The 18006-nt window shown below is 60.8% G+C and carries 20 protein-coding genes; 10 read left to right on the plus strand and 10 right to left on the minus strand.

The genetic code is table 11. From position 1 onward, the window contains the following. The first annotated feature begins 79 nt into the window (after positions 1–79). Positions 80–1171 (plus strand): DHH family phosphoesterase, encoded by a 1092-nt coding sequence (locus D3D01_RS04380; protein ID WP_121511373.1) that lies wholly within the window; start codon positions 80–82, stop codon positions 1169–1171. 286 nt (positions 1172–1457) lie between these two features. After that, complete coding sequence (locus tag D3D01_RS04385) at positions 1458–1895, plus strand: hypothetical protein (protein ID WP_121511374.1); 438 nt, start codon at positions 1458–1460, stop codon at positions 1893–1895. Between the two features lie 7 nt (positions 1896–1902). On the opposite strand, the gene D3D01_RS04390 is transcribed toward D3D01_RS04385, so the two are convergent. Further along, positions 1903–2334: a DUF5807 family protein gene (locus D3D01_RS04390; protein ID WP_121511375.1), complete on the minus strand. Its 432-nt coding sequence runs from the start codon at positions 2332–2334 to the stop codon at positions 1903–1905. Positions 2335–2438: 104 nt separating this feature from the next. Between D3D01_RS04390 and D3D01_RS04395 the strand changes: the two genes are divergently transcribed. After that, positions 2439–2861: a dCTP deaminase gene (locus D3D01_RS04395; RefSeq protein WP_121511376.1), complete on the plus strand. Its 423-nt coding sequence runs from the start codon at positions 2439–2441 to the stop codon at positions 2859–2861. A 22-nt stretch (positions 2862–2883) separates the two neighbouring features. Here the strand turns inward: D3D01_RS04395 and D3D01_RS04400 are convergent, their stop codons facing one another. The 8 genes from D3D01_RS04400 to cheB form a co-directional block, all read right to left on the minus strand. Further along, a complete protein-coding gene (locus D3D01_RS04400) occupies positions 2884–3762 on the minus strand; it encodes a CheF family chemotaxis protein (protein WP_101351028.1) in 879 nt (292 codons plus the stop codon). A gap of 100 nt (positions 3763–3862) precedes the next feature. Further along, positions 3863–4291 (minus strand): hypothetical protein, encoded by a 429-nt coding sequence (locus tag D3D01_RS04405; RefSeq protein ID WP_121511377.1) that lies wholly within the window; start codon positions 4289–4291, stop codon positions 3863–3865. Positions 4292–4296: 5 nt separating this feature from the next. Further along, positions 4297–4683, minus strand: coding sequence for a 30S ribosomal protein S6e (locus D3D01_RS04410; protein WP_053967184.1), 387 nt, complete (start codon positions 4681–4683; stop codon positions 4297–4299). 66 nt (positions 4684–4749) lie between these two features. Next, positions 4750–5613 (minus strand): CheF family chemotaxis protein, encoded by an 864-nt coding sequence (locus tag D3D01_RS04415; protein WP_101351026.1) that lies wholly within the window; start codon positions 5611–5613, stop codon positions 4750–4752. Between the two features lie 59 nt (positions 5614–5672). Further along, on the minus strand, positions 5673–6905 hold the full coding sequence (locus tag D3D01_RS04420; RefSeq protein ID WP_121511378.1) for a HEAT repeat domain-containing protein: 1233 nt from the start codon (positions 6903–6905) through the stop codon (positions 5673–5675). A 6-nt stretch (positions 6906–6911) separates the two neighbouring features. After that, positions 6912–7721, minus strand: coding sequence for a protein-glutamate O-methyltransferase CheR (locus D3D01_RS04425; protein ID WP_121511379.1), 810 nt, complete (start codon positions 7719–7721; stop codon positions 6912–6914). Beyond that, a complete protein-coding gene (gene cheA, locus D3D01_RS04430) occupies positions 7718–9700 on the minus strand; it encodes a chemotaxis protein CheA (protein WP_121511380.1) in 1983 nt (660 codons plus the stop codon). Before cheA ends, D3D01_RS04425 begins: the two co-directional genes overlap by 4 nt. Before the next feature lie 2 nt (positions 9701–9702). Then, entirely contained in the window at positions 9703–10812 is a 1110-nt protein-coding gene (gene cheB, locus D3D01_RS04435; RefSeq protein WP_101351022.1) for a chemotaxis-specific protein-glutamate methyltransferase CheB, read from the minus strand. Positions 10813–10982: 170 nt separating this feature from the next. Between cheB and D3D01_RS04440 the strand changes: the two genes are divergently transcribed. From D3D01_RS04440 to D3D01_RS04465, 6 genes are all read left to right on the plus strand, one after another. After that, on the plus strand, positions 10983–11417 hold the full coding sequence (locus tag D3D01_RS04440) for a chemotaxis protein CheW (protein WP_101351021.1): 435 nt from the start codon (positions 10983–10985) through the stop codon (positions 11415–11417). A gap of 88 nt (positions 11418–11505) precedes the next feature. Further along, on the plus strand, positions 11506–12231 hold the full coding sequence (locus D3D01_RS04445; protein WP_101351020.1) for an ATPase domain-containing protein: 726 nt from the start codon (positions 11506–11508) through the stop codon (positions 12229–12231). Positions 12232–12387: 156 nt separating this feature from the next. Further along, positions 12388–12723, plus strand: coding sequence for a helix-turn-helix domain-containing protein (locus D3D01_RS04450; RefSeq protein ID WP_004515272.1), 336 nt, complete (start codon positions 12388–12390; stop codon positions 12721–12723). Between the two features lie 83 nt (positions 12724–12806). Beyond that, the gene (locus tag D3D01_RS04455) at positions 12807–13082 is read left to right on the plus strand and encodes a hypothetical protein (RefSeq protein ID WP_004590763.1); all 276 of its coding nucleotides are present in this window, start codon (positions 12807–12809) and stop codon (positions 13080–13082) included. A 250-nt stretch (positions 13083–13332) separates the two neighbouring features. Then, complete coding sequence (locus D3D01_RS24920) at positions 13333–14700, plus strand: archaellin/type IV pilin N-terminal domain-containing protein (RefSeq protein WP_121511381.1); 1368 nt, start codon at positions 13333–13335, stop codon at positions 14698–14700. Between the two features lie 434 nt (positions 14701–15134). Then, positions 15135–16409 carry an RNA-guided endonuclease TnpB family protein gene (locus tag D3D01_RS04465; RefSeq protein ID WP_121511382.1) on the plus strand — a complete coding sequence of 425 codons (1275 nt, stop codon included), beginning with the start codon at positions 15135–15137 and terminating at the stop codon, positions 16407–16409. Between the two features lie 222 nt (positions 16410–16631). On the opposite strand, the gene D3D01_RS04470 is transcribed toward D3D01_RS04465, so the two are convergent. After that, positions 16632–17228: an archaellin/type IV pilin N-terminal domain-containing protein gene (locus D3D01_RS04470; RefSeq protein WP_049938970.1), complete on the minus strand. Its 597-nt coding sequence runs from the start codon at positions 17226–17228 to the stop codon at positions 16632–16634. A gap of 89 nt (positions 17229–17317) precedes the next feature. On the opposite strand from D3D01_RS04470, the gene D3D01_RS04475 reads away from it, so the two are divergent. Beyond that, positions 17318–17881, plus strand: coding sequence for a hypothetical protein (locus tag D3D01_RS04475; protein ID WP_121511383.1), 564 nt, complete (start codon positions 17318–17320; stop codon positions 17879–17881). The last annotated feature ends 125 nt before the right edge of the window (positions 17882–18006 follow it).

Genomic DNA, 18006 nt, shown 5'->3' on the forward strand with positions numbered 1-18006 from the left:
GCGCCGACACACCGCCGTGGCAGCGTCCTGTCACGGTCGAACCCGACGGCTTCTTGACGCCACGTCCGCTTGCTGGGGCATGGACGATTGGCTCATCGACGACGACCGCCTCTCTATCGGCCGCAAATCCGCACTCCCCGGTGAGGGGTTTTTTATTCCGGATTCCTACGAGGAAGAGCAGGCCGAAGCCGAAGCCGCCGAGACGCTGGACGACGCTGGCGTCATTGTTATCGCCGACCCGGACGCCGACGGGCTGGCCTGTACTGCACTGATTCGTGAGGCCCACGGTGAGGGCGCACTGCTGCCCGCCGGCCCGCACGAACTCACGGAGGCGCTCGAATGGACCGCCGAGTACGCCGACCCCGGCGCGACCGTCTTCGTCTGTGACCTCTGTCCCGACCGCGAGTCCGACATCGCCCCGCTCGGCTCGCTGGTCGACACCGCCCAGCGGGTCGTCTGGTTCGACCACCACCAGTGGCCCGATGACCTCGCAGACGACGTGGACGCGGCTGGTGTCGAACGCACCGTCGGCGACTCCGACGAGGTGTGTACTGCCGACGTGGCGCTGTCGGAGCTCGACTACGACTTCGACGACCAGTGGGCCGACCTCGCCGCCGTCACCCGCGACCACGACCTCTGGATACGGGACGACCCCCGAAGCGACGACCTCGCGGACCTCTCGTACTGGAGCGAACCCGAGGAGTACATCGAGGCAGTCCGCGACCACGGCCCCGACCTCTCTCCGGAGTACCACGACTTCCTCGACGAGAAGCGCGTCGAGAAGGAGGCGCTCATCGAGAAGGCCGTCGAGCGGGCGGAACTCCGCGAGGTCGGCGAGTGGACGGTCGGCGTCACCTACGGCCGCTGTTCACAGAACGAGGTCGCCGAGGCCCTGCGCGAGCAGGGGGCCGACGCCGCTGTCATCGTCAAGCCCGCCGGCTCCGCCTCCATCCGCGGCACGGAGAACTTCGAGCGCGCCCACGAGGTCGCCCAGCAGGTCAACGGCGGCGGCCACCCGAAGGCCGCGGGCTGTAAGCCCGACATCTACGACGACATGATGGACTACGCTCACCACTGGACGACACAGGGCGCGGTGGCGAAACAGGCCATCGTAGACGCGTTCCGACGGCTTCCCGAGGAAGGGGAAGAAGGCGTAGACACCGACCGCTGAACCGCGCTCGAACATCGAGAGAGCGCGGCCTTTTTCGCCCACGTTTTTGCCGCGAGTGGTGGCCGGAGGCCACCCGAGCGGGAAAAAGGTGGACTCGGACGACACAGGGCGCGGTGGCGAAGCAGGCCATCGTGGACGCGTTCCGACGGCTACCGGAGGAAGAAGCGGAAGGCGTCGACACCGAGCGCTGAGTCGGTAGAACCCGACAGGCGGACCCGCGAGCGAAGTGCCGGTGAGTCTTGCCCGACGCAACGTTGATTTATCTCTCCGCCGTCACTGCCGGGTGATGCCCGAGTCCCTCCACACGCGAATCGTACGCGAGACGGCCCTGCGACGGCGACTCGGAAGCGCCGTCGCCGTCGGCGCGACGCTGCTGGTCCTCGATGGCTCGATACGGTACGCAACGGCCGTGGCCGCGATGGCCTTCTGTGTCTGGCTCGCCGCCGACTCCGCGCAGGTCGTTGTCGGCGACTACGCCGACCACGTGGTGTTCGGACTGCTCGTCTTCGGTTTCGTGGCGTACACGGCCGCGGCCGCCGGCCCAACGTGGGTCGTCGTCCCCGGGGCGCTGCTCGGCGGCTGGTTCCTCCTCGACGGTATCCAGCACCTCCGCCACGGCGTCACGCGCGACGAGGCCGGGGTGCCGTACTCACACGACGGCGGCTCCGTGACAGGCCTGCCGAAGGCACTGCTCGCCCGGCTGGCAGAACCGTTCTTGCTGTAACTGCCGGCTACTCCCCGACGACCCACTTGTCGCTGTACCGTTCTCCGCAGGCACACACCGCGTAGGCGTGGACCACGTCGCCCTCGGCGTAGAGGCCGCCCACGTCCTCGTTCTGTTCCTCGGCGAAGGCAAAGATAAAGCGGGTCGTGTGGTCGCTCTCCGGTTCCTCCTCGGCGACCGGACAGACCGCGCCGGTCAGGTCGTCGCCGATGTCGCCCTCGGTTCCCATCGCCTCTTGGGCCAGCCCCATCGGGTCGATACCGGTCGCCGACTGGAACGCGCTCCGGCCGTCGTCGCCCGGCAACACGAGGACGTGTCCGTCATCGACTTCGTCGGCGTACTCGGCCAGCGCGCCCGGGTTCGAGACGGCGTCCTCGTGGAGAAAGAACAGCACGTCTTCGGACCGCTCGCCGGCCAGAAACTCCGTGTGTTTGGTCATGCAGACAGGGAGTCACTCGCCGGGCAAAAGTGCCGCGTTCCTCCCGCAGGCCACCGCCCCGTCGTAGCCTCACTTTTAGGCACACTCACGGCATACAGTCACACATGACCGACTTCGCGGAGTACGTCACGGACATCGTCCACGAACCGACCCAGACCGACAGCCCGGGGTTGGACCTCACCGTCGCCGAGGTGTACGAAGTCGTCGAGCCGGGGCGCATCGACTTCGGCGGCGGCGAACTCGACTCGGCTGGCGTCACACCCCATTCGAGCGAGAAACGAGACCCGGCTGACGACTACGAGTGGTGGACGCTACGGGGTGGCCAGTACCTCGTTGAGTACAACGAATCGCTGACCGGCGAGGCGACGGTGACGCTCCAGCCGCGGACGGAACTGCTCGAACGCGGGGCGACTCACCCGACGCTGCACGTCGACGCGCTCCCGCGCGTGCCAGTATCGGTCGGCGGCGCAGGGCTGAAGCTCAAGGAAAACGCCCGAGTCAGCACGATTGTCGAGGCCGAGGAGTAAGACGACGAGTGGCAGCGGTCTGTCAGGCGTTCACGTCTTCGAGGTGGCGGCTGGCGACGATCTTGCCAGTTGGCGTAAGCGTCGGGCCGTCAGAGCCGTCCTGTACGAGTCCATCGGCGGAGAGGTCCTGAAGAATCATCGACACCTGTGAGGAATCTTTGCCGAGAATACTCGCCAACGGCATCCCGTCCATCTCGCCGGTCGAGTACATGGCGACCAGCACCTCCTTCTTGTCCTTCGTGAGCTCGACGTCTTTGAGCTCCTCCATGAGCTCGGCGTACTCGCGGCGGAGATAGCGCCCGAGGATGGACATCTTTCGGTTCGACGCCATCGCAGCCAGCGTCGTCATGGCTGTGCCGTCTTTCATATGCCGGACTGTCAGTACCGGCCGGCTCTTGCCGTTAATTTCCCGCGTGTTCCGGTCGAAGTCCGACACCGTCTTGAGGTCGACAGCGAACGACCCGTCGCTGCGCCGGAACTCGACGTTACCGGGCGTGAGAAACAGCTTCGCCGTCTTGAACGCCTCGTCGGTGACGCGACCACCGACGCGGGCGCGCTCTTTGACCGTCGTTTCGGTGCCGTTGATGATCGCCTTGAACAGCACCGTCCCAAACTTCTCGATTTTTTCGTCGCCAGCTTCGATGGCTGCGACGAGTCGCTTCCCTTTTCGCTCGAAGGCAATGGTCACCGTCGAGTCGAAGAAATCGCCCAAGTCGGGCGGGACCTGCCCGATGGCGATATCGAAAATCGAATCCAGTGGGATCGTCAGCTTGTCGTCTTCGCTCGCGGCCAGCACCAGCCGCTTCTGGGAGAGGACGATCCGACCCTTGATTGGGTCGCCCCGACCGGCCACTTCGGAATTGAATTTGCCGACGAAATCCGCGATCACTGATTCCGACATTCGTCCGTTACCTGATGTACATCAGCACTGATATTGAGCGTTTCGCGCGAGTATCAGCAGCAAAAATCGGGTTCACTCGGGAAAACAGGGACCACTGACGTCAATTATCGAGATTTCGAGCGATATCTGACAGCGAGGCGTCCGGTCCGCCGGTCGCTGTATAGACGACGCGCTTGCCGGGCGTCCGGAGGCCGTACTCGGTTCCGTCGGTGACCACGTCGAGGTGCGCCGAGCCGCCGAGCGAGATATCGCTGTTAGCAACCCACTCCGCGAGGCGGTTCGTCCCGTCCCGTTCGCGAGCCAGGCGGCGGTTGTCGGCGACGTGTGAGATGACCGGCTCGCCGTCGAGGTTCGTCTCGACGACAGCGTGGTACCGGTCGCCGTCCAGTGCAAGACGGACGGTGTCGCCGTCGTCGAAATCGAGTTCGTCCGGGAGTACAACCCGCGGTCGGTCGGTTCGGCCGACCGACTCGACGGGAACGCGATGCGTCTCGACGGTTTCGTGATCACTGGGAACGCGGTCCGGCACGTGACTTACTCGTCGTCGCCGAGAAGGTCGGCCACGTCGTCGCTGCCGCGGGCCGTGATCTTCGCGTTGATCTGGCGCGTGTCGTCGCTGACTTCGCGGCCGCGGACGGTGATCCGCTTGCGCTCGCCGTCGGTGGTCGGCTCGAAGCCGACGCCGCCATCGGACATGATCTCTTTCGTCATGACGCCGCGAACGTCAGGTCGCATCGGTCGGCCGGAGGTGTCCGAGCCGCCGGTCAGTTCGAGCGTGTACCCGTCGAGCCCGACGGCCCCGCCGTCGACCTCGTCGCCGAGCTCGCGGCCGATGAAGCGATTTGCGTCCTGTCCGTCAACGTCGATCTGGTAGGTGTGGCCGTCTTCCGGGTCGGAGACGGCGACCGTGAATTCTGCCATACCTGTTCTCAATCAACCGCGCTTCAAAAACGCGTCGAACCGTCCGTCCCGGCCACACGGTCTCGTTTACTGGTCAGCCATCGCATCGCTCGCAATCGAGCGGCCACGGGCCTCCAGCTGTACCTCCCGGCGTGTCCGGACCGGTTCGAGGATATCGGCCTCGATCAGCCTGTCGTACACGGCTTCGACTTCCTCGATCTCCATGTCGACGAAGTCCGGGATCTTGAACGGTGAGATGCCGGAGTACAGCGCCATCAGAACCTGCGTCTCTTTGTCGGAGAGGTCCACGTCGTCGGCGATATTGCGCTGCTCGCCCTGCCGGACGAGCCCCTCGATGAGCGAGACGTGACGCGGCGTCCCCGAGATGTGGGTCTCGACGCTGGTGCCCTCGATGGTGTGTTCGACCTCCAGCAACGGTCGCTCGTCGCCCCGAATCGTCTTCTCCTTGGCTTCGACGGTCCCAACGTCGTCGATGTCCAGTTCGACGAACGTACCGCTGGCGATGGCCAGATTGATGCAGTCGCCGTCGAGCTTGAGCCGCCCCTTCTCCCAGCCGCCGTCCTGAACAACGCCACCCTTGACTGCGGGGTGGTTGACGAGGACAACGGTCTGGTCGAGCAGCGTACTGTACAGTTTCTCCTGGAACTCCTCGGCCTTCTTTGCCGAGATGAGTGTCACGTTCCGGCCAGCCTGCACCTTGATGTAGCTGTCGACCTGTGCGAGTGGCTGGTTCATCTGGCTGGCCGTGACGCTGCTGACCTTCGATAGCGGGATGGTTCGCTTGCCGTCGTTGGTTGCAAGGACGAGCCGCTTGTTCGAGAGCAAAATTCGACCGGGTAGCCACTCGATGTCGTTGCGCTTGCGCCCGTCCGAGACGACCTGGACGAACTTCCCCTTCGTATCGACCAGTGCGTGTTCTCCGTCACTCATCGGTTAGCCAGCTATCGCTCTCGTGTACGCCCCGCCGCGTCTTAATCCACTCGGCTGATTCATCCGCGGCCACCGAGCTTCGAGATAGCCGAGAAGGCCTTCTTCCGGACTACGTCGTGTTCCGTCTCGTCGATGAGCTTGTCGAGCGTCTTCCGGGAGCGCTCGCCCCCGACTTTCCCGAGCGTGAAGATGGCCTGTCCGCGGACCTCGGGGTCGATGTCGTCGTCCTGCACGATTTTGAGTAGCCGCCGCTCCACCATGTTGTCGTCGCCGCCGAGTTCGGCGAGGCTCGTGGCGGCGAACTGCCGGAGCATCTGGTCGTCGTCGCTGAGCGCATCGACCAGCGATTCGATGACGCGGTCTCGTTCCTCCTGACTGGTGACTCGGCCAAGCATCCAGGCGGTGTTGCGACGCTGGGCGGCCTGCGTGCTCTCTTCGAGAATCTCGACCAGCGGCACGACGACGCTCCGGTCGTCCGTGTTCGAGAGCTTCTCGACGACGGTGTCCCGTATCTCGTGGCTCTGGTCGGTCGGGACGTTCGACAGGAGCTCCATGAGCGAGTAAACGGCCGTCCGACGGACTGCGGCCGAGTCGTCGGAGAGTGCTTCGATGAGATAGTCGACCGGCCGGTCGTTGCCGAAGTTCCCGAACGCGCCGACGGCGATACGCCGGACCCGCTCGTCGTCATCCTCGTACAGCGGCAACAGCGCCTGAAGCGCCTGGCGGTTCCCGATGTTGCCCAGTGCGTCGGCAGCTTCGCGCCTGACGCCGGCCTTCGGGTCCGACAGGACCGATTCCAGCGGTGTCGTTGCCCGCGAGTCGCCGATCTTCCCGGCCGACCGGGCCGCCCGCGCCCGTACTCGCGGGTCGGGGTCCTCGAAACGCTCGGCGAGCTTCGGGACCGCGTCGGCCTGGTCCAGGTTTCCGAGACCGTTCGCTGCTGCCATCCGGAGTTCCGGTACGTCGGCGTCGAGGACCTGCATGTACGCTTTCGCCTTCACCCAGTCGGCGGCGTCGTCTTCGAGGTCGACGCCGGCCATACTCCCGATGAGCTGTGTGATTGCGTCGCTACCGAGTTCGTCAAGCGAGTCGATAGCCGCGCCGGTGATCGCGTCGCTGTCGCTCTGGGCCGCGTCCACGAGTGCGTTGACAACGTCGCGCCGGTCGTCGTGGTCGTCGAAGCTTCCCAGTAGCTCCGCGGCACGGGTCTTGACTCGCTCGTTGTCGCTCTCTCTGAGGAGGCGGATGAGTTCCTGTGCCTTGCCGTCACGTTCCAGTTCGTAGAGACTCATTGATCGCTACACACGCCGGTAGATGCGGTGTCGCTTATCGACCGCTTCGAAGGAGTCCCGACACTCCGCGGGCAGCGTCTCGGTCATGCCGATCATGAGGTAGCCGCCCTCGCGAAGCGACCCGCGAATCGTCTCGAAGATGGGGACCTTGAACTCCGAATCGATGTAGATGAGGAGGTTCCGGCAGAACACCAGATCGAAATCGCGCTTGGGGTCGCCCCGGATGAGGTCGTGTTGCTCGAACGTGACCATCTCCTTGACGCGGTCCCGAACCTGAAACGTGGTACCGTCCTGTTCGATATACTTCGTATAATCGTCCAGCGGCTCCAGTTCATCGGCGATGTCGGTCGTCTGGGAGGTCGCGTAGGTCCCGTCACGGGCCTCTTCGAGGATGTCGGCGTTGATGTCCGTTGCTGTGATCTCGACCCGGCGGGCGTCGATATCGGGGTCGTCGAGTGCCAGCATCGCCGCCGAATACGGCTCGCGGCCGTCGGCACTCGGGGCCGACCAGAGCCGCACCCGACGGTTGTTCTCCGTGAGTTCCCGGAGGACCGGCCGCAGCCGCTCCCACGCCTCCGGATTCCGGAAGAAGCCGGTGACGTTGATAGACAGTGAATCCAGTAGCTCCTCGCGCTCGCCGTCGTCGCGTTCCAGCAGTTGCTGGTAGGACTGGTAGTCATCGGTGTCAGTCCGACGCATCCGCGCGGTGATGCGGCGGTCGAGATACGAGTCGTTGTAAAAGCCCGACTCGAAGTCCATCTCTTCGCCGATGAACTCCACGAGATCGTTGAAGGTCCGTTCGCTACCTTTGTTCATAGCGTCACCACGTCGAGGATGTGGACGATGTTCCCGTCGCCGAGAACGGCCGTCCCAGAGAGCCCGGGCGTTCCCGAGAGGATCCCTTCGAGGGGCTTGACAACGACCTCTTCCTGGCTGTTGACCGAGTCACAGTGGAGTGCAACCTGTCGCTCGGACTCGCGGATGCGGACGAGCATCCCGTCGCCGTTGGCCGTCTCGCCCTCGATGTCGAAGGTGTCGTCGAGGTGGATGACCGGATAAATCTCGTCGTTGTGCTTGATGACCTCCTGTCCGTTGACCTGTTTCGCCTCCTCCGTCCCCGTAATCTCGTCGACGTTCTTGATGGGGACACCGTACTCCTCGTCGCCGACCTTGACGAACAGCACCTTGACGATAGCCATCGTCACCGGCAGGCGCAGTGAGACGGTCGTCCCCTCGCCCGGTTCGGAGTCGACGCTGACCGATCCGTCGAGCTGGGAGACCGTGTCGTGGACGACATCCATCCCGACGCCGCGTCCGCTGGTATCGGTCACTTCGTCGGCCGTTGAGAAGCCGGGGTGGAACACGAGGTCATACACCGCGGAGTCGTCCATCGCGTCCAGTTCCTCTGGCGAGCGGACGCCTTTCTCGATGGCTTTCTCTCTGATGCCATCCACGTCGAGCCCGGCCCCGTCGTCTTCGACTTTGATGATAACGTGGTCGCGTTCACGGGATGCCCGGAGCGTAATGTGGCCGGTCCGCGGTTTGCCCGCCTGCTCGCGCTCCTCTGGCGGTTCGATGCCGTGGTCGACGGCGTTTCGGAGGATGTGCATCAGCGGGTCCGAGATCTCGGTGAGGATCGTTCGATCGAGTTCGATGTCCTCCCCCTCGATCTCGAACTCGATGTCTTTGTCGAGTTCGCGTGCGAGGTCCCGGACGAGTCGCGGGAACTTCCCGACGACTTTCTTCAACGGGATGAGCCGCATGTCCATCACCGTGTTCTGGAGGTTCGCCGTGATCTTGTCCAGTTCGTTTAGCGTCTCGCTGGTCGAGTCGAGGTTGTTCTGCTCAACGCCTCGCCGGAGCTTGATCCGGCTCGTGACCAGTTGCTCGACGAGGCCGTGGAGGTCGTCGAGCTGGTCGACGTCGACCCGCACGGACTTGATTTCGTCGACGCTGTGTTCCTCTTCCGCTCCGGGGTCGGGGTCCGCGCTTGCGTCCCCGCCCGAACTGCTATCGCCGTCGTCGGTGTCTCCGTCGCTCACCAGGTCGTCGGTCACGTCGGTCACGTCGAAGTTGTCGACCTTGCCGGTCGTCCCGAGTTCGGCGTCGACGGTTGCCGCATCGGGGCCGTCGAGATACAGAACGAACGTGTCCTCGAACTCGCCGTCCTCGATATCGGCGCGGCTCGGACTCGAATCGAGAATGTCGAATCGCTCCTCGATGGATTCGACGGCCAGCATCGAGTCGACGCCGAGCATGTCCGACTCCCCGACGCTGATTTCGGCCTGCAGGACCTGCTCGTCGACGGCATCGCCATCGATGTCGACATCGCTGACGCTCGCATCCGTGGTGAGCGACTCGTCGCTGTCCGACGAGTCGCCGTCGTCTCCCGCCTCCGTGCCGCCCGCGGCGGCGGCCCCCTCTTCGAGGACGGCGCGGAGCTCGTCGACCATCTCGTCGGTCTCCGTCTCCGATTCGCCGTGCTCTTCGATCTCACCGACGATGACCTCTATCTGGTCGACGCCGGCGAAGACGAGGTCCATCAGGTCCGGTGTGACCTCCATCTCGCCCTGGCGCATCTCGTCAAGCAGGTCTTCCATCGCGTGCGCGAGATTCGCCGCGTTGTCAAAGCCCATCGCTCCGAAGTTGCCTTTCAGCGTGTGGGCTGTCCGGAAGATCGAATCCATCGCCTCCGTGTTGGAGGGGTCGGATTCGAGTTCGAGCAGTGAGTTGTTGAGTTCGGTAATCGCTTCTTCACTTTCACGGATGAATGCGTCTAGATACTGGTCGTCCATTGTCAGGTCACCTCAGTAGTAATCGTGTCGATGATGCCGTCCGCAATGTCGTCGATCGGCAAGACAGTGTCCACACAGCCCGTCTCGACGGCGCGTTTTGGCATGCCGTACACCGCGGACGTGGCCTCGTCCTGTGCGATGGTCTTGCCACCGGCCTGCTTGATCCGCCGAATCCCGTCCGCGCCGTCCTCACCCATTCCGGTGAGGATGAGCCCGACGAGCGGGTCGTCGATTGTCTCGGCGGCCGTTCGCATCGTCACGTCGACGGCCGGACGGACGCTGTTGACCGGGTCGTCCTGTGTGAGCTTTGTCCGCAATCGCCCGTTCCGGTAGTTCTTGACCTCCATATGTTGGTCACCGGCGGCGACAAGGCCCTCACCGCCGCCGATGCGCGCCCCATCGGTGGCCTCCCGGACCTCGTACTCGCTTCGCGTGTTGATCCGCTCGGCGAACCGGCCGGTGAACCCCTCCGGCATATGCTGGATGATGAGCACCCGGAGGTCTGCCTCGATGGGGAGGTTCTCCATTACCTTCTCTACCATCTTCGGGCCGCCGGTCGAGGAGCCGATAACGAGCGTCGGGTTCGCAACGGAGGCTGTCTGACCTGACGAACCCCCGGTTTCTGTCCGGTCAGTAGCTGAACCGCCGGCTGTTGTCGCTGTCGCTCCACTGTCGCTACTTGTCCCGCCGTGGCTGCGCGTCGCGCCAACGTCGACCGCCGCGACGGAGCTGACCATCTCGACCAGCTGGTCTTTTAGCCGTGACATCTCCATCGACACCTCACCACCCGGCTTGGTGAAGAAGTCGACCGCACCCTTATCGAGCGCTTCGAACGTCACGTCGGCGTTTTCGTCGGTGTGTGCCGACAGCATCAACACCGGTGTCGGAGACTCAGACATGATGCGCTCCGTGGCTTCGATGCCGTTCATTACCGGCATCTCGACGTCCATCGTCACGACATCGGGTTGGTGTTCGACAACGGCTGACACTGCCTCCTCGCCGTCACGCGCCTGCGCAACAACAGTAATACCGCCATCACTGAGGATATCAGAGATGACACTCCGCATGAAGTGAGAGTCGTCTGCGACCACCGCGCGGACACCATCTGCCATATCACCAACGCTCCCGTCGGATAGGAGACATTGGCGAACGAGACATCCTCATACCTACTTCGAAATCCCGTTCGGCCCCGAAATAAATACTCCGCCCACGTAATCAAAGTTGATAGCCCAGCAGGCACCTTTATGCGCTCCTATCTGCGACAGTGTGGATAAGAACCGCAATGGCAGCACAGTCAGCCACCACCGGCCAGGTACTCGAGTTCCAGCTCGGATCGGAAACGTACTGCGTGAGTATCGACTACGTGACTGAGATCGTCGACATCGGCGAGCTCACGTCCGTCCCGAACGCCCCGGCGCACGTCCGTGGTGTCATGGACCTTCGCGGGCGCACGACATCGATCGTCGACCCGAAGGTCGTCTTCGGTATCGAGGACGAGGGTGCGGAGAAGCGTATCATCGTTTTTGACCCGGAAATCGTCGAAGAACAGGGCGCGGCCGGCTGGCTCGTCGACGAGGTGTATCAGGTAGTGCAGGTCACTCCGGAGCAGGTCGACCGGTCCCCTGCGAACGACGCGGGCTCGATTCGCGGCGTCATCAAGCGAGATGACAGTTTTGTTATCTGGGTGGACCCCGCCATCGTCCACGCTGGTGACTGATTCCGGTCTGTTTAGCGACACACCAGCAAGACTTTTTAACATTCCCGACAGAGAAGTATCTAATCAACTTCCAGTTCCTTCCGAAACTATGATTGAGCAAACCAAAACGGGGATCGAGGGCCTCGACGACATTCTGAACGGTGGTATTGTGAAGAACTCGACGACACTGGTGAGCGGCAACCCCGGTGCCGGGAAATCGATCCTCTGTCTCCAGTACATCTACAACGGCGTCGAAAAGTACGACGAGAAGGGCATCTATCTCTCTTTCGAGGAGGATGAGTCGGACCTCCGGGAGGCCGCCGAATCCCTCGGCTTCGAAAACTGGCAGGACCACGTCGATAACGGCGACATCAAGGTGTACGACAAGCAGGTACTCCTGCGCGAGAACGACTTCACGTCCTCACTGGATATTCTGCTGGAGGAACTCGAAGACGGAGACTACGACCGACTGGTGCTTGATTCGCTTGCCATGTTCGAACTGTTCTTCGAAAATGAAAAGGAAAAACGGACCTACCTCCTGAAATTCACCGACATTCTCAGTGACAGCGGCCTCACGACGCTGATGACCAACGAACAGGGGGCCGTCTTCCCAGATACCGAAATCGGGCTCGAGAATTATCTGACTGACGGCAACATCTATCTCATCCAGACCCCGACCGACACCGGCGTGAACAGATACGTCTGGGTCGCCAAGATGCGAAAGCAGAACATTGAGACAGACATCTATCCGATGGAGATTGACCGCGGCGGCATCGATGTCCATCAGAACGCCAGCGCCTTCTCGATGATGAGCGAGGAAGAATCACCAATTTAACGATAAGATATAGCCATTATTAATCCGTAGAACGACGGGTACAGCGACATAGAACGGCGTTTCTGTACGAACGCACTGCAGCGCGTGTTTGTCTCTCTTTCACTCGATATCACAGGCGATAGCTTTATTATCGACTGAATTTATGATTTGATAACGATGGATTCAGGGGAGATTCTTCAGACGCTTGGCAATAAATACAGTGCCGAAATCCTTGACGCGACAGATGAACCGGTCTCCGCACAGGAGCTCAGCGACGAACTCGGAATCCCCATCGCGACGTGTTACCGACGCATCGACGAACTGACCGAACACGATCTGCTTGAACTCCACGACAATATTCTCTCTGACGACCGCCGTCGCATCAAGGTGTACCGGCGGAACGTGGACGAGGTCCGGGTCGACTTCGACGACGAACTGACTGTCCATATTGAAGAACGGTCGGAAGTGACCAACAAACTCGACGAGGCGTGGCGGACCCTATCCGAGCGGTAGAACGTCTCCTCTCGACGTTATCACGAAAGATATTTTCGAGCGTGGATTTAATAACGGGTTCGCTGTAGCACTGTACAGTGCTGATGATAGAACTTCTCTATGCCATATCGACGCTGGTGTTTGTCGTCGCCGGACTGACAATGGTGGGGATGGCCATGCGGGCATACATCCAGACATCTCGGCAGGCGATGCTCCACCTCTCGGTGGGGTTTTCGCTCGCCATCGCGGGCGCGGCTGCGACGATGATTAGCGCGTTCATCAACGACTTCGAGGGTGTCCGCTCGTTGCTGTTAGTCAACAGTGGGTTGACGACCTTCGGCTATCTGTTCGTGATGTACAGTCTCGTCACGTACGAGTGACTGTCCCTGCGTGTGACCCGACCGGTCGACCGGCCGCTTTCAGCTTGCAGAATTAATTTTCAATACTGATTCCGGGCTTTCGGACGGTCGCCATACGACCGTGAAATCGGTTCAAATCGACGCTGAATACTATTGAGAAGTACCGTCCGAACCGGCTGAAACCATCGTTATCAAGAATAAAATTTTGAGGGATGATGTTATTAGGTGGTACGTACTCGTTCCGATAGGGTCAGAGCGACCCGGACTACATATGTTCGAACGCATTACAAATCCAGAAGACCGAGGCCAAGTGGGGATCGGGACCCTCATCGTGTTCATCGCGATGGTGCTTGTCGCCGCGATTGCGGCAGGCGTCCTGATTAACACTGCTGGCTTCCTGCAGAGTTCAGCTGAACAGACCGGCCAAGAGAGTAGCGACCAAGTGACCAACCAGATTCAGGTGGCATCAAAGACTGGGACTGTCTCTGGTGCTGGTGCCACTGACACCATCCTCGTTGAATCTGCATCCGGGAACCAATTTGCAATCGACGATGGTTCAACGTTGACTGTTGAGTCAACTAACGATGGTGGTAACAACGACCTCAACAACTTGCAAGGCCAGAATAGTGAGCTTGCGGTTCAACAGGGCGATGAGCTCCGGCTTACTAGCAACTCGGCATCAACTATCACTATCCAGAACACTCGAACCGGTGCAGAGATAACTGTGAGCACGGGCTCTAGTGCTCTTAGCTTCGGTGGCGACGACGGTGACACTTCCTCTGACACCATTCAGCTGAGCCGTACGTACACTGACCCCGTGAACGGTGAAGTTACCCTCTTGTCCGTCACGATAGACGACAATACTCCCACTACTGGTGCCCTCAATGTTGGGAGTAACACTGAGCAGTACATCCCGCTCACTGACGGCACCAACAATATCATTGTGAGTGACGGACAGACCCTCACGGTGGGCTCTGCAACTACTGCTGACACGCTTGACGCGGGCTCCGGAAGTATCGGAATCGGCGCTGGCGATGAACTTCGCTTCGATGTTGTGTCGAATGACGAGGTCAGAGTCACCAACGAAGGGACTGGAGATACTGTCACCTTTGACCCATTCAGCGATTCGATTGGGCCCGCTTCGAGTCAACTTGACCTCACTGACGGTGATACTACAGTCTCTGTCAGCTCTGGAGGCACGTTCGGTGGTCTGAAGGATGCTGACCAACTGAACAACGGACTCGTCACCGACGCACTGTTAGTCAATGGACAGTACGAGGCTGGAGGCGGCGGCGTCTCTGAGATCAACATCATCGCGATCAAAGGCTCTGGTGCAGACCAGATCAACCTCGAAGCGTCGACGATCACGACCATCGGTCCGAGCGGGACCAACACGCTGACCTACGGTGGCACCAGTGCTTCCCAGGGTGAGACGTTCGGTGTCCAGGCCGTCCAAGACGAGGACGACTCGATCCCGGTGATGACCGATGCTGACCGGTTCCAGATTGTCATCGACCCCGGCACGCTCGCAACCGGTGAGACGATGACTCTCGAACTGACGACGGAGTCCGGCGCGACCACCGAAATCCGCGTTAGCGTGCCCAACACGCTATCGGGCGAAACCGCAGTGCAGGTCTAACGCGAGCCGTTCTTTCGCTTGCAGAACTTTTCTCTCTGTTTTCCACCCGCGACCAGCGACAGCCATCTCGTGGGGGCGTCAACTATGCTCTGTGGTCGGCTCTATCATGTAAGCGAAGCTCTACTGCAAGCACCTCTTTGCAGGTACGACCTCGATTCTGTTACGTCGTGTCCGTTTCACATTCCCGTCCAAACATCCAGACAGTGACAAGAAGCCCACGCCGAGGGCCCGATACATTTGCGACGTGCTTCGGTTGGACGGATCGAACTCATACACAGGTCAGTGTTTCACAGGCGGTGCAAGGCGGATGCCACGGGGCTTGACCCCGTGGAGGAAGCCGACACTCGCTGACTCAAACAACGCTCAACAGTAGTGGCGACTCCCCCATAATAATATAAATGTTCATCAGGTAGTAAATCTGAATGTGAACTACGATGGACGATGACGCGCCACGGCGTACCGTGCCCATCAAACTCGATGTACCCGAACAGCGTCGTGGCGACCTCCATCAAACCAAAACCCAATTTCTCCACTGTGCCAACCTCACGAGCGAGTGGGCGTGGCGCTACGACGACTACTGCATTACCAGCAAGAGCAAGGCAGAAGACGCCCTGTACGACGACTTACGCGAAGAAACCGACCTCACCGCCAACCTCGTCCAGAAAGGTATTCGACGTGCTATCCAAGCTGTCACAGGTGGCGTCGAGAAATTGAAGAAGGGCGAGAAAACGAGTCAACCTGAGTTCGACTCGTGGAGTGTCATCTACGACAAACGGTCTGCGACGTTCAATGACGACCATGCAACGCTCTCCACACCGAACGGGCGGGTCAAAGCTGAGTATGTCCTTCCACCGGAAGGCGAGCGCGAGGACACACCGTTTGGTCGGTATTACGAGAGCGATGACTGGGATGCCTCAAGCGCCACACTCCAGTACGACGAACAGGAAGACACGTTCTTTCTCCACGTCACGTTGAAAAATCCAGATTGCGAGGTTGACGGCACAGAACGCCACGAAGCCGAGTCACCCGACGACCACGAAAAGAACGGAACGGTTCTTGGAGTGGATTTGAACGTGACCGGCGCGTTTGCCGTCACCTCCACAGGTGCGTTCATCGGTTCAGCAGACTATTTGAACCACAAGCGCGACCAGTACGAGCAACGCCGGGCCAAACTGCAACAGACAGGCACACGCTCGGCGCATCTCATCATCAAATCTATCGGAAGTGCGTTCAGCGAGTGGTCGCTGGACTGGTTGCACAACCGAGCGAACGACCTTATCGAAGAAGCCCGCAACGGAGATGTGGACGGCATCATTTTCGAGGAGCTTGACCACATCCGCGAGAACATCGCTAACGGGTCGAAGTTCCAGCAGTGGGCGTACGCGAAGTTCGTAGAACTCGTAGAGTACAAGGTTGAATCCACGGCGTTGTTCGTGGATTTCATCAATCCAGCCTACACAAGCCAGCGATGCTCGCACTGTGGATTTACTCACAAGGATAACCGTGAGGACAAACAGTTCGGGTGTCAGAACTGCGAATACGAGGCAAACGCGGATTATAACGCGGCGAAGAACATTGCCAACCGATATTGCGGGTATATCCATCGCGGGCAGAAGTCTCGCGGTGGATGGGCCACCAGTCAACTGGCCCTCAAGTCAGGGGCGTTGAACGTGAATGGTGACTACACACCTGCCGAATTACTCGGCTAGAACGGGAGTCCACTGACAAGCCTCGGGGCTTGACCCCGAGGCGGTTGACACTGTTTCTGTCGCTGTGCGGTCTGCTTCTATGCGTCGGTACGTTCGTCAACGGCGACATGGCTGTCAACTGGTCGAAGTCGGGCGTCAAGAACTCGGGTCGGCACGCCTCTCCGCATCGGTATCCGTGAGCCGGCTCACACTGTCCGGGTGGTCGGCTGCTCCTGTCGGCCGTCAGAGCGGGACCGTTGTCTTCCCGTTGAGCGACGACGGGACCGAGACTCTGACCGTTGTCGTCGCGCCGTCAGGTGACAGCAACCGTATCGTGCCGCTTTCGCTCGGCTGGAGCTCGACCCCCGTCAGTGCCGCGAGGTCGATACGCAAGGCTGCCCGGTCGCCGTCGTCGTTCAGGATGTCCCGCGAGAGTGAGTCGTCGTCATCTCTGAGTGGGGTAACCGTAACCTCAGCAGCGGAACCCACCGGCGCGTCGGCCCCGCTCCCGATTGTCGTCCCAACGACAACATCGCTAAGGTCCATGTTCCCGCCCCCTTCCGCTCGCTTCACCACGAGCGTCACCGCTTCGATGCTCTGTCCAGTCGTGTTAACGTGGCCAGTGCTCCCGACGACTTCGGTCCGCGCAATGACCCGGTCGGCGCTTTTGTCGCTGGCCGTGGCCGCGTCGGACTGAAACCCACCGACTACTTCGAACAGTACGCCAGCCGTGGCTGCGGCGATCAGGAGCGCCGCAATCAGGAGGATAATCGACCCGAGAGAGCTCTGTGCCCGCCGTTTAACGGTCGCTCGCTCCTCTCGCCGGTTCGGTTCGCTCACACTGTGAACGTATCCACGACCAGTCAAAACCGTGTCGGCTGCCTCTGAGCAGCGACGGAATTATATCATCCCATCTCTCATGTATCTGCATGGCCTCGGGGTCAGACGAACCGAATCCAGAGGACGGTAAGATCCTCTCTCCGGAAGAATTAGACATCGCGGATGACGAGCATGTCACAGAGATCGACGAAGGACGGTATGTCGTCTCCTCTGATGTTCGAACCAACGATTCCTACGGCAATCAGGCTTCGTCTGACTCCACCCCTGACCCGGACCCAGCTCCCGAGCCCGACGCTCCTGAGTTTACCGACGCGAACGTTCACGAGTGGCTCGCCGAGCAAATGGCGAAATCAAACAGCCGTTATGGGTTCGATGTGACCGCGAAGTTCGACGGGAACGTTGACCAGCAACAGGTTGTGTCCAACGACATCATCACCGCGTTCGAGAGTTTCATGCTCTGGTACGGCCGGCAGATGGACGGGTCGACATCGGTCGAGAACGTGCTCGGCATTCTGCTCTCGGAGTCCAACGTCCCAGTCAAACACCCGCCAGAGAGCTTCAAGCGGATGGTCCAGTCGACCGGTCTCTCGCCGGACGACAGTATCGCAGACCTCGTTGAGGCTATCGAAGCACGAGACGGTGCGAAGTTCTAAAACAGGACCAGCACACGAAGGCGTTGTACCTGTCATCGCGGTCAGAATCGGAACGCAGTTGCTTGGTTTCGGGCCCCACCGATATCACACGCGATAATTTACGGGACACCTTTATCTAACTCATC

It is taken from the genome of Haloarcula sp. Atlit-7R (assembly GCF_003666065.1).
Taxonomy (GTDB): Archaea; Halobacteriota; Halobacteria; order Halobacteriales; family Haloarculaceae; genus Haloarcula; species Haloarcula taiwanensis.